At 72.0% G+C, this 13,714-nt stretch carries 12 protein-coding genes; 5 read left to right on the top strand and 7 right to left on the bottom strand.

Annotated features, from left to right (window positions below):
• On the top strand, window positions 1–873 hold an 873-nt coding region (locus AB0M95_RS12975; RefSeq protein WP_363762930.1), incomplete at its 5' end, for a chitinase.
• A gap of 91 nt (window positions 874–964) precedes the next feature.
• Here AB0M95_RS12975 and AB0M95_RS12970 read toward each other — a convergent pair.
• Together AB0M95_RS12970 and AB0M95_RS12965 are read right to left on the bottom strand one after the other, a co-directional pair.
• Window positions 965–1,543 carry an NUDIX domain-containing protein gene (locus tag AB0M95_RS12970; RefSeq protein ID WP_363762927.1) on the bottom strand — a complete coding sequence of 193 codons (579 nt, stop codon included), beginning with the start codon at window positions 1,541–1,543 and terminating at the stop codon, window positions 965–967.
• A 325-nt stretch (window positions 1,544–1,868) separates the two neighbouring features.
• A complete protein-coding gene (locus AB0M95_RS12965; protein WP_363762924.1) occupies window positions 1,869–3,221 on the bottom strand; it encodes a ricin-type beta-trefoil lectin domain protein in 1,353 nt (450 codons plus the stop codon).
• Between AB0M95_RS12965 and AB0M95_RS12960 the strand changes: the two genes are divergently transcribed.
• Window positions 3,211–3,555, top strand: coding sequence for a hypothetical protein (locus tag AB0M95_RS12960; protein WP_363762921.1), 345 nt, complete (start codon window positions 3,211–3,213; stop codon window positions 3,553–3,555). The two genes, AB0M95_RS12965 and AB0M95_RS12960, sit on opposite strands and share 11 nt — an antisense overlap.
• A gap of 324 nt (window positions 3,556–3,879) precedes the next feature.
• Here AB0M95_RS12960 and AB0M95_RS12955 read toward each other — a convergent pair whose 3' ends face one another.
• Complete coding sequence (locus AB0M95_RS12955; protein WP_363762918.1) at window positions 3,880–4,662, bottom strand: SDR family oxidoreductase; 783 nt, start codon at window positions 4,660–4,662, stop codon at window positions 3,880–3,882.
• A gap of 86 nt (window positions 4,663–4,748) precedes the next feature.
• Between AB0M95_RS12955 and AB0M95_RS12950 the strand changes: the two genes are divergently transcribed.
• Window positions 4,749–5,606: a helix-turn-helix transcriptional regulator gene (locus AB0M95_RS12950; protein ID WP_363762915.1), complete on the top strand. Its 858-nt coding sequence runs from the start codon at window positions 4,749–4,751 to the stop codon at window positions 5,604–5,606.
• Window positions 5,607–5,991: 385 nt separating this feature from the next.
• On the opposite strand, the gene AB0M95_RS12945 is transcribed toward AB0M95_RS12950, so the two are convergent.
• Window positions 5,992–6,216: a hypothetical protein gene (locus AB0M95_RS12945; protein ID WP_363762912.1), complete on the bottom strand. Its 225-nt coding sequence runs from the start codon at window positions 6,214–6,216 to the stop codon at window positions 5,992–5,994.
• 315 nt (window positions 6,217–6,531) lie between these two features.
• Between AB0M95_RS12945 and AB0M95_RS12940 the strand changes: the two genes are divergently transcribed.
• The gene (locus AB0M95_RS12940) at window positions 6,532–6,783 is read left to right on the top strand and encodes a hypothetical protein (protein WP_363762909.1); all 252 of its coding nucleotides are present in this window, start codon (window positions 6,532–6,534) and stop codon (window positions 6,781–6,783) included.
• A gap of 159 nt (window positions 6,784–6,942) precedes the next feature.
• Here the strand turns inward: AB0M95_RS12940 and AB0M95_RS12935 are convergent, their stop codons facing one another.
• The 3 genes from AB0M95_RS12935 to accA all read right to left on the bottom strand — a co-directional run bounded on the left by AB0M95_RS12935 (window position 6,943) and on the right by accA (window position 10,789).
• A complete protein-coding gene (locus AB0M95_RS12935) occupies window positions 6,943–8,301 on the bottom strand; it encodes a biotin carboxylase N-terminal domain-containing protein (RefSeq protein WP_363762905.1) in 1,359 nt (452 codons plus the stop codon).
• Window positions 8,302–8,425: 124 nt separating this feature from the next.
• Window positions 8,426–8,959, bottom strand: a complete 534-nt coding sequence (locus tag AB0M95_RS12930; RefSeq protein ID WP_363762902.1) for a biotin/lipoyl-containing protein — start codon at window positions 8,957–8,959, stop codon at window positions 8,426–8,428.
• A gap of 102 nt (window positions 8,960–9,061) precedes the next feature.
• Entirely contained in the window at window positions 9,062–10,789 is a 1,728-nt protein-coding gene (accA, locus tag AB0M95_RS12925; RefSeq protein ID WP_363762900.1) for an acetyl-CoA carboxylase carboxyl transferase subunit alpha, read from the bottom strand.
• A 592-nt stretch (window positions 10,790–11,381) separates the two neighbouring features.
• Between accA and AB0M95_RS12920 the strand changes: the two genes are divergently transcribed.
• Window positions 11,382–13,457, top strand: a complete 2,076-nt coding sequence (locus tag AB0M95_RS12920) for a BTAD domain-containing putative transcriptional regulator (RefSeq protein WP_363762897.1) — start codon at window positions 11,382–11,384, stop codon at window positions 13,455–13,457.
• The last annotated feature ends 257 nt before the right edge of the window (window positions 13,458–13,714 follow it).

The raw sequence follows: 13,714 nt of genomic DNA, 5'->3' as shown, positions 1-13,714 counted from the left end.
GCGAACAGGATGGCCGAGTCCAGCGGCTCGGGCGGAGGGTCGTACGCGCCGCCCGCCGAGGCCGCCCCGAGCTCCAGCGCCTTCGCCGAGGCCACCGCGACCGCCGGACAGCTCTCCTTCCACCTCGACCCCGGGCTGGCCAGCGCGGTAGGCGGGTACACCGAGGCGCAGTTCAAGGCCGACATCCAGGCCCTGCACGCGCGCGGCAAGAAGGTGATCCTCTCGGTGGGCGGCGAACTCGGCCGCGTACAGGTGGCCAGTTCCCAGGCGGCGACGGCGTTCGCCGACAGCGCCTACGCCCTGATGCAGACCTACGGGTTCGACGGCGTGGACATCGACCTGGAGAACGGGCTCAATCCGACCTACATGGCCGAAGCGCTGCGCAACCTGCGTGCCAAGGCCGGGGCCGACCTGATCATCACGATGGCGCCGCAGACGATCGACATGCAGTCGACCGGGGGGAGCTACTTCCAGCTCGCGCTGGCCATCAAGGACATCCTCACCGTCGTGCACACCCAGTTCTACAACTCCGGCTCGATGCTGGGCTGTGACCAGGCGCAGGCTTACAGCCAGGGCACCGTGAACTTCATGACCGCGCTGGCGTGCATCCAGCTGGAGAACGGGCTGCGTCCCGACCAGGTGGCCCTGGGCCTGCCGGCCGGGCCGGGCGCGGCCGGTGGCGGGGTCGTGGCGCCGTCCCTGGTCAACAGCGCGCTGGACTGCCTGGCCAAGCGCGTCAACTGCGGCACGTTCGTCCCCCCGCGCACCTACCCGGGCATCCGCGGGGCGATGACCTGGTCGATCAACTGGGACGCGTCCAACAACTGGAGCTTCTCCCGCACGGTCAAGCCGCACCTGGCGACCCTGCCGTAGCCCCTGGCCGGCCGGGTGGTGGTGCGCCCGCGAGCGTCGAGGCCGTACCCGCGACCCCGGGTGCGGCCTCGGCCCATGCGCGGCGCGGGGTTCAGCCGGCGTCGGCCGGGGCGTGCCGCAGCAGGCGCTCCACCCGTGACAGGGTCTCGCGGACGTTGTCCTCGGATGTCGTCTCCATCGCCTGCTCCACCGGCAGCCAGCGCAGCGGCGCCGAGGCGTTCTCCGGCCGCGCCGCCTCGGGCGTGCCGGTGCGCAGGAGGTAGCGCAGGTCGGCGTGCTCGTGCGCCGGTTCGTGCCCTCCGGCGGCGACGGGGACGATGGCCAGGTGTATCAGGGAGGATCCCGGCCACAGGGTGAGGTCGGCCAGCCCGGTCTCCTCCTGCCCCTCGCGCAGCACGACCTCCAGCGGGTCGCTCTCCCCCGGGTCTGCGTGCCCGCCGACCTGCAGCCAGGTCTGCTGGCGGGCGTGCCAGCGCAGCAGCACCCGGCGCGTGGCCGGGTCGGCGATGACGGCTGACACCGTCACGTGCAGGGGTGTGGCGCGGCTCCATGGGTCACCGCCGGTGGCCAGCAGTGCCCGTAGGCGCTTCAGGTCGGCGGCCTCCTGCGGCGTGGACGGCCGGTACCCCGCCAGTGCCTCGTTCAGTGGTGTCCCGGCGGCCCCGGTCATCTCGGCGTTCCGTACCACTCCCCCAGCCCCTGCTCTTCTCGTATCGGCGATCCGCCCGTGGCGGTCTCGGCCGAGAGACTTCCACACCGTGCCCGGCCCGGGCAACGGGATTACGCGCGGCGCGGGGGGATCCGGCCCCCCGGGGCGTATTGGAACGGGGATTGGCGGTAGGCGCTGAGGATGGCAGACCAAGCAGGTCCGAAAGGGCAAGGGCCGGTGAGCAGGTGTTCGGCGAGGGCGGCACCGGTGCCACGGGGTCGTGCTCGGGAGTGCCTGCGCCGCGGGCGCCTCAGCGTGTCCGTGCTGAGGCGCCCGCGGGGAGATCTCAGGAGGCCGTTTCCATTCCGAAGAAGTGGAGATAGCCCGAGGCCGGCTTGGGCAGCTGGACGATGTCGATGGTCTTGTTCGGGTCGATGGGCACCGAGGTGGAGAAGAGGTAAGTGCTCACACGATCCAGGCCTGACGCGCTGTTGCGGTAGGTCATCTTCGCCACGACGCCGTTGCCCGGCAGCGCGCTGGCGCGGCCGCCGTTCAGCGTCCAGTCGCTGAAGGAGAGCGTGTACGTCTGGGTCGTGCCGTCGGTGTACGTGATCGTGCCCGTGCCGGTCGAGGGTCCGTTGGAGGACGAACCCAGGAAGGCGAGCTTCGAGCCCTTACCGGAGAACTCGACCTTCTGCCCGGTGGAGTTGACGTTGTCCTCGACACCGGCCGGCAGGTTCGGCCAGGTGAAGGTGGCTCCCTCTGCCGTGACGGTGGTTCCCGGGATCAGGCCCTGCGCTGCGAGCGCCTGAGCGGAGTAGCTGTGGCGGGTCGTGTCGAAGCCTCCCACGGAGGTGTTCTTGTCGTCGGTGATACCGGGGTTGTCGAACGCCGCGGCGAGAGAGGCGTACGGAACGTCGATCGAGCCGGTGCCCTCGTCGCTGACCTTCGCGTTCCTGAAGGTGGCTTCAGCGGACAGTGCGTACAGGCCGGACGTCGCGTCCGCCGGGGCGGTGACGGTCCAGGTGGTCTTCACCGACTGGCCGGGCTTGACCGAGCCGAACGTGGCGGGCGAGGTGGCTTCGGCCGTCCAGCCGCTCGGCACGGTGAGGTCGACGGAGGCCTTCGACAGCGCCAGGGGGCTGCTGTCGTTGGTGTAGGTGGTGGTCACGGTGGCGGTGGCGCCGGGCTTGACGGTCGAGGGTGTGTCGACTGTGAGCGAGTGGGGCGTGTTGTAGCCGGGCACCAGCCACTTCTGGTTGATCGTGCCGTCGCAGTTCCGGAGTTCCGCCGGGGTTCCGTTGGCGACCTTGGAGCCGGGGACGGTGAGGCATCGGCCGGATGCCGGGTTGAGCAGGGAGCCGTCGGTGCCGGGCTGCCAGGTCTGCGCGGGGGTGCCGTCGCAGTCGGCGAGTTCGGCCTCGTTCCCGTTCGGGGTGGCGGCCAGGCACTTGCCGGACTGGCGGATCGTGCCGTCCGCGTGCCTGATCCACTGCTGGTCGGCGGCGGCTTCGCAGTGCCACAGGCCGAGCGTGTCCGCATGCCCCTGACCGGTCTGGTGGTTCTCCAGGCATCGCCCGGCGCCCTGCAGGCGCTCGGTGGTGGACAGGTCCCACACGTCGGTGATCGTCGAGATGTCCGCGTCGGCGGTGTGGTTGATGTGCTCCAGGCCGTACATGTCCAAAAGCGTGCGCAGCACGCTGCCCAACCACCTCGCCATGGCCCCGGCCGACACCGGCGAGCCTGCATCCGACCCGGACGTGATCCTCGACCTGCCCGGCCTGCTGGCCGACCACCTGCGCACCATCGGCGACGAAGCCGTCCGCCAGGCCCTCGCGTCCGGGCAGATCATCCGCTGCGGCCACGGTTATTCGGTTCGCCTCGCGGCCCCGCTTGCGCTCCACCGCGCCGCGCTGGAGCAGGGCGCCGCCCTCGCTGACGGCGCCGAACCGGCCGAGCGCAAAGCGCACCGAACCTACGCCGCCCGCATCACCGCCGAAGCCGACCCCGGCCAGCGGCGCAGTCCGCGCTGAGCGCTCCGCCGCGGCTGGAGTTATCTGGGGTTGTTGGTCACTTCTCGTAGGTCAGAGCGTGATGATCTTTTCTGGCACGTAAGGCACGTTGGCAGGCGCTGGAGGCACGTAATCGGGCCCGGCTCAGTGCCGCCGGAGCCGACCCCGCCCTGTCGGGAGAGCTTCGAGCGGGCCCGCCGAAGTCCATCGTGGTTCGCGCCTGGGACAGCCCGGTAGCCACGCCAGCCGCCGATCTCAGGCACCTCTTTGCTGCCGCATACTGATCTCGCCAGCCCTCTCGACGATTGACGGGGTTACGACGACGGCTTGCCCGGGCTCTCCCTTTCAGGCGCCGGCGCCGCCGTCCACCGGCATGATCGCGCCGGTCACCATCGAGGCCCGGTCGCTGAGCAGCCACGCGGCCGCCTCGGCCACCTCACGGGGCTCGGCCATGCGGCCGAGTGGGGTCGCCGCGTTATTGCGCTCGACGATGCCCGGGGATACCGCCTCCCACGCGTCGATCATCTCCGTGGCGGTGCCGCCGGGGGTGATGCCGTTCACGCGGATCCCCTGCCGCCCCCAGGTCACCGCGGCAGTCTCGGTGATGCTGTTGAGCGCGCGCTTCATGGCGGCGTACGCGGGGAGCTCTGGGTTCGCGCGGCGGCTGCCGATGCTCGAGGTGTTGACGATCGCCCCGCCACCGCTCCGGCGCATGAGCGCAGCCTCGACCGTCATCGCGGTCCAGTGCGCCCGGAAGTTCACGGCGAACTGCTCGTCGATGTCCTCCTCGCTCGTGGTGTCGAGCGGGCCGGGCTGCTGAATCGCCGCACCGTTGTTGAAGGCGCCGTCGAGCCGTCCGTGCAGCTCCTCGACGCGGTCGACCGCCGCGCGGATGCTCGCACGGTCGGCGAGGTCCAAGGTGACGGCGTCGGCGACGCCTCCGTCGGCGCGGACCTCGGTGACGATCCGCTGGAGGCCATCGGTGCTGCGGGCAGCGAGCACGACGGCGGCACCCTCGGAGGCGAAGAGCCGGGCCGCGGCCGCCCCGATGCCGCGGCTGGCGCCGGTGATGAACACAACCTTGCCGGTGAGCAGGCCGATGGGTGCGATGTCAATGTTGTTCGTCATGACGACAGTGTCAGGCCGGCCTCCAGACCGGATGCAGGCACAGGCGGTACCAGGATCCGTCGCCGCGCAGCGTGCAGACTTGGGGTATGGACAAGCAGGAGCTTGGGGCGTTCCTCCGTAGCCGTCGCGAGCGGCTCCGGCCGGAGGACGTCGGCCTCCCCTCGGGCTCGCGACGCCGGACACCGGGTCTTCGCCGCGAGGAGGTGGCGGTCCTCGCGCATATCTCCACGGAGTACTACGTCCGGCTCGAGCAGGGCAGGGCGCCGCGACCGTCGGGCGAGGTCCTCGCCGGGATTGCAGGCGCGCTGCGGCTCACGGACGCCGAGTCCGATCACCTCCACGTCCTCGCGGGCACTGCGCCGAGCCGTACCGGACTGCATCGGCGCGACGTCCGCCCGAGCATCCTCGCGCTCCTCGAGCGGCTGCCGCAGACGGCCGCTTGCGTGATGTCCGCCGCGTTCGAGGTGCTCGCGTGGAACGACCTCGCGGCCGCGCTCATGGAGGACTTTGCTGAGCTCGCCCCGGAGGACCGCAATCTCGCGCGCCGGGCATTCCTCGGGTCGGCGCGCGCCGATGCGACGTTGTACGGAATCTCCGACGCCGCGGAGTTCCGGCACCACGTCGTCATGGGGCTCCGATCCACCCTCGCCCGGTACCCGTCCGACCCCGCGGTGACCGAACTCGTCGACGAACTCCGCGACGCCAGCCCCGAGTTCGCCCGACTCTGGGAGCGGCACGACGTGCAGGCTGCGCCGATGCTCACGAAGACTTTCCGTCACCCGGTTGTCGGGGAGATCACCGTCGACTGCGACTCGCTTACGCTCACGGACCGCGACCAGCACCTCGTGCTCTACAGCGCGCCGCCAGGGTCCCCTGGCGCCGAGGCTTTGGCTCTTCTGAACGTACTTGGAACCGAGAGCGTCAATGCGAGCAGGTCGTTCTGACGGCGCCGACACGACGGATGCCTTCCTCCCAAGGCTCGTGAGGGGCCCTGAGGGACGCGGTACCGGTCTCAGCGGATTGCCTCGAGCCGGTGCGTGTGCGGGGCCGGCGGTGTGTTCTGAGGTTCCCAAGAGTGAACGGACCAACCCGCTGACGGACAAACGACCCGGATCGCGTCGCTAGAGGACAAATTCCAAGGGGTCCTCAGTGGTCCTAGCCGGCGAGTGTGGGCCTCGACCACCACCCACGATACCGACTCATCGGCAGCCATCGCCCGCTCAGGCCGGTAGTGCCGAGGCAGTGCACCTGACATGACTGACATTCCTGAAGATCCCTGAATACTGTTAAGCCAAGTACGCGCTCACCTTACTTGCCTTACTTAGCTGACTACTTGGAGTCACCCAAGACAACGTTGGCAGGTCCGGCGAAGGCCACCAGGAACGGCTGGCCCATCCCTCCGCCCTCCACCACGAAGCCGTTCCGGCCGTCGCTCAACTCCACCAGCCCAGCACCGCGCAATGCGTCACGAACACGCTCGGCGTCGCGATCGCGCTCGCTCCACAGCGGCCGCTGCCCCAGGCCGTAGCCGAACTTCGGCTCGTCATCGCTCATAGCCCCACCGTAAGCGGCCGCCGGCCACAGTCCAGGGCTGGCGAGGTCGCCGCGCACCGGGTGAATCCACCCCGCCCAAGTCGCGGCATCACAGCCCCCACCGGCCCACCCGCAAGTCGTGACCTGCGAAAGCGCTCTCGTGATGACGCAACCGAACGGAAGGTCACGGTAAGCCGCTCAACTCTGCTCTGTTAGCGGGACTTTTCGTTCCGATGCTCGTCATGCCCCGCGAACTCGCCGCCATCGGCATGTCCGGACGTTGCGCGGGCTCCGGCGAGAAGATCAGCACCCGCCTGCGGGTCCGCCTTCCCGGCGATGGCGGAGACGGAGCGGGAGAACATCCGGGAGTCGACGCTGGAAGGGCTCGACACCGCGGCCCGCAAGGGCAAGCACGACGGTCGGCCTCCGGTCATCACCGACGACATGCTGCACACCGTGCCGCGGCGCCGGGCCAACGGCGAGTCCGTCGAGCAGATCCAGCCCGACCTGATCATCCCCGCCAGAAAGCGCAAGGGCCAGAGCCCTTCCGTCGCCGGCATCTACATGGAGATCTCCAGTCCAAAGTAGATACGCGCCCCCTGAGGTTCCCCCTTCGATCCGAAGGCTGCTGGCGGGCTACTTGTCACCTGGTGTGCCGCTCGTTAACGGCACGTGTGTTCGTTGGCGGAGTCTTCAGTCCTTAAATGATCTTGATCTGCCTACCACCGAGGGCCTTTACATTGTAGATCAATCCAGGGGGGTGGCCATCATCTGCTCGACCAGCGAGGTGGTGTGCTTGGCGTACCGGAACAGCGGGTGGGTGAGCACCTCCCGCAGGAACGCCACGTTGGTGCGCACCCCCGGCCCCCGGACGGCGAACTCCCCCAGTGCCCGGTCCGCCCGTGCCAGTGCCTGCGCCCGCGTGGGCGCCCAGACCGAGACTTTCGCCAGCAGCGGGTCGTAGTCGGCGGTGATCCGCGTTCCGGCGGCGGCGTGGGTGTCGACGCGGGTGAACGGCCCTCCGGGTGGCACGAACCCCTCGATGAGCCCGGGCGTGGGCAGGAAGCCGCGTGCGGGGTCCTCGGCGTTGACGCGGCACTCGATGGCCACCCCGGCGCCGGTGAGGTCCTCCTGCCGCAGGGACAGGCGCTGCCCGGCGGCGGCCAGCAGTTGCTCGCGGACCAGGTCGACGCCGGTGACCATCTCGGTGATGGGGTGCTCGACCTGCAGCCGGCAGTTGACCTCGATGAAGTGGCAGGCGCCGTGCTCGTCCAGTACGTACTCGAAGGTGCCGGCGCCGACGTATCCGGCGGCGCGGGCGGCCCGTACGCTCAGCTCGCCCAGGTGCTCGATGGTGGCGGCGGGCAGGCCGGGGGGCGGGGTCTCCTCGATGAGCTTCTGGCGGCGGCGCTGCACCGAGCAGTCGCGCGCGCCCAGGTGGACGACCTCGCCGTGGGCGTCGGCCAGGATCTGCACCTCGACGTGGCGGGCGGCGTCGAGGTACTTCTCGACGTAGACGCGCGGATCGCCGAACAGGGCCGTGGCCTCCTGGCGGGTGGTGGCGTAGGCGCGGGCGAGGTCGCCGGGGTCGTGCACCACCGTCATGGCCCGTCCCCCGCCGCCCGCGGAGGCCTTGAGGACGACGGGGTAGCCGACGGCGTCGGCGGTGCGGGCGGCCTCGGAGACGCTGTCGGCCGGTCCTGGGCTGCCGGGCAGCAGCGGCAGGTGTGCCTCGGCGGCGAACGCGCGGGCCGCGACCTTGTCGCCCAGGCGCGCGATGACGCCTGCCGGCGGGCCGATCAGGGTGATGCCGTGCGCGTGGCAGATCTCGGCGAACTCCGGGCTTTCCGACAGGAAGCCGTAGCCGGGGTGGATCGCGTCGGCGCCGGTCTGCTGGGCGGCGGCGATGATCGCGGCCGGGTTGAGGTAGCTGTGCCGCGGCGAGGGCGGTCCGATCTGGACGGACTCGTCGGCCTGGTGGACCGCCGGGGAGTCGCGGTCCACCGTGGAGTGGGCGACCACCGTGCGGACGCCCATCTCGCGGCACGTCCGAAGCACGCGCAGGGCGATCTCGCCCCGGTTGGCGATCAGAACTGTGGTGAACATCGCGCTCCAGGTTCCGGTCTTTCGAGGAAAACGATCAGATGGGATGGCCGGCGGCTGTGCCTATGGCCGAGCTTCGACTCAGCGGTTCGGGAGTTCGGGGCGCTCCTGAGGCGGCGTTGACAGGTCAGGGGGCGTCGCCGGGCACCAGGGCCAGGAGCGGCTCCTCGTACTGCACGGGCGTGCCGTCCTCGGCGACGATCTCGCTGACGCGGCCGGCGTGCTCGGCCTGCACGGCGTTCATGAGTTTCATCGCCTCGATGACGCCGATCTGCTGGCCTGCCTCGACCAGGTCGCCGACCTGGACGAATGGCGGTGCTCCGGGTTCGCGGGCGCGGTAGAAGGTGCCGACCATGGGCGCGGTGACCAGCGTCGTGCCCGTCGTGCCCGTGCCGTCGGCCGTGCCCGCCGGATCGGCCGCGGTGCCCGGTGGTGTCGCGCCGGAGTGGGCCGGGACGTGGGCGGCGTCCTGGGCGGGGCCGTGGCCGCCTGGGGCCGGTCCGGGTGGGGGTGACCACTGGACGTCGATGGCCAGGGTGGCGGTGGAGACGGTGATCCGGCGCAGGGGTGCCTGGCCGGCCGAGCCGAGCCGGGCGGCGTGCCGGACTACCCAGTCCAGCACCTGCTCGCGTTCGTCCTGGCCGGTGGTTTCGGGTGTCATGCACGTCCTCCTTCGACGCGGTGCCGGACGCCGTATCGGTCGCGGTGTCCGGGTGATGTCCGGCGCGATGTCACGGGTGCGGGGACGGGGCCGGGCGCCGGGTCAGGCGCGCAGGCCGAAGCGGCGGAATCGTGCCCGGCGGTCGGCCACCAGGCGGGCGGGGTCGGCCGGTACCAGCTCGTGCAGCGTGGCGGCGACCGCCTGGCCGACCAGGCGGGCGGTGAGGGCCGGGTGGCGGTGGGCTCCGCCCTCGGGTTCGGGGACGACGGCGTCGACGATGCCCTGGCGCAGCAGTTCGCGGGCGCCCAGGCGAAGCGCGGCGGCGGCCGTGGGCGCGGCGGCGGCGTCGCGCCACAGGATGGCGGCGCATCCTTCGGGGCTGATCACCGAGTAGACGGCGTTGCCCAGGGCCAGCACGCGGTCGGCGACGCCCAGGGCCAGGGCTCCGCCGCTGCCGCCCTCGCCGGTGACCACGGCGACGATGGGGACGGGCAGGCGGGACATCAGGCGCAGGTTCTCGGCGATGGCGTGGGCCTGTCCGCCTGCCTCGGCCTCGACGCCGGCGTGGGCGCCGGGGGTGTCGATGAGGGTGAGGATCGGCAGCCCGAGCTTGGCGGCCAGGCGCATCAGGCGGGCGGACTTGCGGAACCCGGCGGGTGATCCCATGCCGAAGTTACGGGCGACCAGTTCGCGGGTGTCGTGGCCCTTCTGGTGGCCGATGAGCATGACCGGGACGGGTCCGAGGCGTCCGATACCGCCGACGATGGCCGGGCAGTCGCCCGAGGCGCGGTCGCCGCGCAGTTCCTGGAAGCCCTCCAGCAGGTGGCCGGCGTAGTCCAGGGTGGTGGGGCGGCCGGGGTCGCGGGCCAGGGTCACGGTGGCCCAGGCGGCGGTGTCGTCCTCGGGCAGGTCCTCGGCGCGGCGTGCCAGCGGCGGGGCGTTGTCGCGCCATTCGGCGGGCATCGGGCGGCCGCGGCGGGCCCAGGAGGCCGCCGCCAGCAGGCGGGTCAGGGCGGCGGCCAGTTCGGGGCGGCGCAGGACGCCGTCCACCAGGCCGCCGGCCAGCAGGGTCTCGGCGGTCTGGAAGCCCTCGGGGAGGGTCTGGCGGAGGGTTCCGGCGATGACGCGGGGCCCGGCGAAGCCCATGTGGGCGCCGGCCTCGGCGAGGATGACGTCGCCGAGGGTGGCGTAGGAGGCGGCGACACCCCCGTAGGTGGGGTCGGTCACCACCGAGACGGTGAGCAGCCCGGCGTCGTCCAGGTCGGCCAGCGCCTGGCTGGTCTTGGCCATCTGCATCAGGGCGAGCGCGCCCTCCTGCATGCGGGCGCCGCCCGAGGCCGAGACGATCACCAGCGGGGTGCCGGTGGCCAGGGCGTGCTCGGCCGCGGCGGTGACCTGCTCGCCGACGGCGCAGCCCAGGCTGCCGCCCATGAACGCGAAGTCCATGACGGCCAGCACCAGCGGGTGGCCGTCCCGGGTGGCGGTGCCGCAGAGGACGGCCTCGCGCAGGCCGGTGTCGCGGCGGGCCTGCTCCAGGCGGTCGGGGTAGGGGCGGGTGTCGGTGAAGCCGAGCGGGTCACAGACGGTGGGCGCGGCGGCCAGGGGCCGGTAGGAGCCGGGGTCGGCGAGCTGGCCGACCCGCTCGGCGGCGCCGAGCCGGTCGTGGTGGGCGCAGGCCGGGCAGACGCGCAGGCCGCGGCGGAAGTGCTCGCCGTAGACGGGCGCGGCGCATCCGGGGCAGTGCACCCACAGCGGGGCGGGCTCGGCGGGCGCGGGAGGCGCGAAGGGCGTGGGAGTGCGGGACGCCGGGGCGGCGGAGGTGGCGGTCATGCGGGGCGCTCCGCGCGGGCCGCGGGTCGGGCGTGTGGTCGCATGGCATTCCTCCCGTCACTGCCGGAGGTACGCGGGCCGGCGGCGTGGTGGCGTATCTCCTTGTCCGCACACCCTCCCTCTGGGCGCTGGTCGGGTGCTCGCGGGGCGATGGAGGCGCCCTGGACCGGACCCCGCACCGGGCCGGGAACCGCGGGAAGACCGTGCGAAGACGGGGCGGGGACCGTGCGGGAACGGGGCCTGGCGGTGGGTCGGGACGGCAGGGGCGCGGCGGGGTCTCCCCCAACCCGACGGCCTTTATGCCGAAATTATGCGCTATTTCACATCAAAACGGGCAGTGATGCGACGGCGAATCCGTACGAAGATCCGCTACTTCACTATTCGGGAAATAAGCGCGGGGTAAAGAATATAGTACCAGACCAGGACTTTTTCGCAGATTTTGTCCTCATGAGCCATCTCTCCGGAAGTTCCGATAAGCGAGTTCATCTAAATTCGAGAGGTCCACCAGCGCCGGGCGTGCACCGGCGCCGCGCACCGGTCGGGGCTCGCACGACTTCGACGATCATCAGGCGGAGATCACATGGAATTCCGGGTGCTGGGTTCGCTTCAGGTCGTCGACGAGGGCGCGGATCTGACTCCGAGCGCCGCCAAGGTGCGCGCGGTGCTGGCGATGCTCGTCCTGCGGCACAACCAGATCGTGTCCACCCGCGAGCTGATCGACGAGCTGTGGGGCGAGCGGCCGCCGGCCACCGCGCTGCCCACGCTGCACACCTACGTCTACAAGCTGCGCAAGATGCTCGGCACCGGCGGTCCCGCCTCGGTGGTCACCCAGCCCTACGGCTACCTGCTGGCCACCACGCCCGAGACCATCGACGTGTTCCGCTTCGACCGTCTGGTCGCCGAGGGGTGGAACGGCCTGGAGCGCGGCGACCCGCAGCACGCCACCGACAAACTGACGCAGGCCCTGGCGCTGTGGCGCGGACCGGCGCTGGCCAACCTGGCGGCAGGGGAACTGCTGTCGGCGCAGATCACCCGGCTGGAGGAGGGCAGGCTGCGCGCCCTGCAGCTGCGCCTGGCCGCCGACCTGCGCCTGGGCCGCCACCGTGAGCTGATCAGCGAGCTGAAGGAGCTGATCGCGACCTACCCGCTGAACGAGGACTTCTACGCCAAGCTGATGACCGCCCTGTACCAGGTGGGGCGGCGCGGTGAGGCGCTGGAGGTGTTCCAGACCCTGCGCCAGGTGCTCATCGGCCAGCTCGGCCTGGAGCCCTCCCCCGCGCTGTGCCGCCTGCAGCAGCGGCTGCTGTCGGCCGACCCGGGGCTGGAGCAGCCGGGCCTGGACCATCCCGAGCTGGCCGACCCGCTGCCCGAGACCGCCTCCCCGGCGCCGTCCCCCTCCCCCGTGCTGTTCGCCGCTCCGGCGGCCAGGGCGGTGGAGGTCAGGCCCGCCCAGCTCCCGCCCGACATCGCCGACTTCGTCGGGCGAGCCCAGGTGACCGACCGGATCGCCGCGGTGCTGGCCGGCGGCGGGGCGAGCGGCGAGCCCGGCACGGCCGTCCGGGTGCTGTGCCTCAGCGGCATGCCCGGCGTCGGCCAGACGGCCCTTGCCGTGCACGCCGCGCACCGCGCCCGGGCCGCGTTCCCCTCGGGCCAGCTGTTCGCGGGCCTGGGCGGCGGCTCGGCCCCGGCCGACCCCGGCGAGGTGCTGGCCGGGTTCCTGCGCGCCGCGGGCGTGGCGCCCGGCGACGTCCCGGCCGACCGCGACGAGCGCAGCAAGCTGTTCCGCACCTGGTGCAGCGACCGGCAGGTGCTCATCGTGCTGGACGACGCGAGCGGCGCCGCGCAGATCCAGCCGCTGCTGCCCGGGTCGGCCGGATGCGCGGTGATCGTCACCAGCCGCTTCTCGCTGCACGGCTTCGCCGGCGCCTGCATGGTGGAGGTGGACCCGCTCACCCAGGAGGAGGGGCTGGAGCTGCTGGGCCGCATCGCCGGCCCGGCCCGCACCAGCGCCGAGCGTCACGCGGCCGAGCGGATCGTCCGCCTGTGCGGGCGGCTGCCGCTGGCGCTGCGCTGCGCCGGGTCGCGGCTGGCCGCCGGGCAGGGGCTCACGCTGGGCACCTTCGCCGACCGGCTGGAGGACCCGCGCAGCCGCCTGGCCGACCTGTGCGTGGCCGACCTGGACGTGCGCACCGCCTTCCGCGGCACCTACGAACGGCTCGGCGACCCCGAGCGCAGCCTGTTCCGGCTGCTCGGCCTGCTGCAGACCCCCCACATCACCACCCGGCAGACCAGCGCGCTGCTGGGCTGCGAGGACGACCACGCCGAACGGCTGCTGGCGCGCCTGGCCGGCTGTCACCTGCTGTCGGCCAGGCCCGGCCCGCCGGGCGAGGTGCGCTACGGCATCCACGAGCTGGTCCGGCTGTACGCGCGCGAGTGCCTGGAGCGGGAGCTGGACACCTTCGGCGAGCACGCCGGGGACACCCGGCAGGGCGAGGCGGGGCAGGTGGCGGCCGGTGCGCCGGTGGTACCGGGGCAGGCTCCAGGCCAGGGCCCGGCGGAGGCGCGCGGCGGGCGGGAGGGGGACGGCGGCGGGGAGGTCTCCCTGCCGGTGCTCGCGCGGCCCGCCGGGTGCGTCAACGGCGGCCCGGCGCGCGTCCTCGGCCCTTGACGTGCTCTTCGGCATGAATGCCGAAGATTCAGCCCGTACCGCACCCGCGCGGCACCTCTGCGGCTTCCTGCTTCACCGACCCGCGCCACTGAAGTGGTCTTACCCGGTCTCCACAGGCTTCGAGTCCGCAAGGGCCCCGTTCCCGCCCGTCCGGCGGTACCTGACACGGATCACCCGCCGGGACACCGAAGCGCCCCGGCGGCGAAACGGCTTTACCAACCGCTCGGCGCGGTGGTGCCAGGCCGGCACTAGCCCTG

The organism is Sphaerisporangium sp. NPDC051017, assembly GCF_040683095.1.
In the GTDB taxonomy this organism is placed as follows: Bacteria; Actinomycetota; Actinomycetes; order Streptosporangiales; family Streptosporangiaceae; genus Sphaerisporangium.
This window is presented reverse-complemented; position numbering and strand designations above follow the sequence as displayed.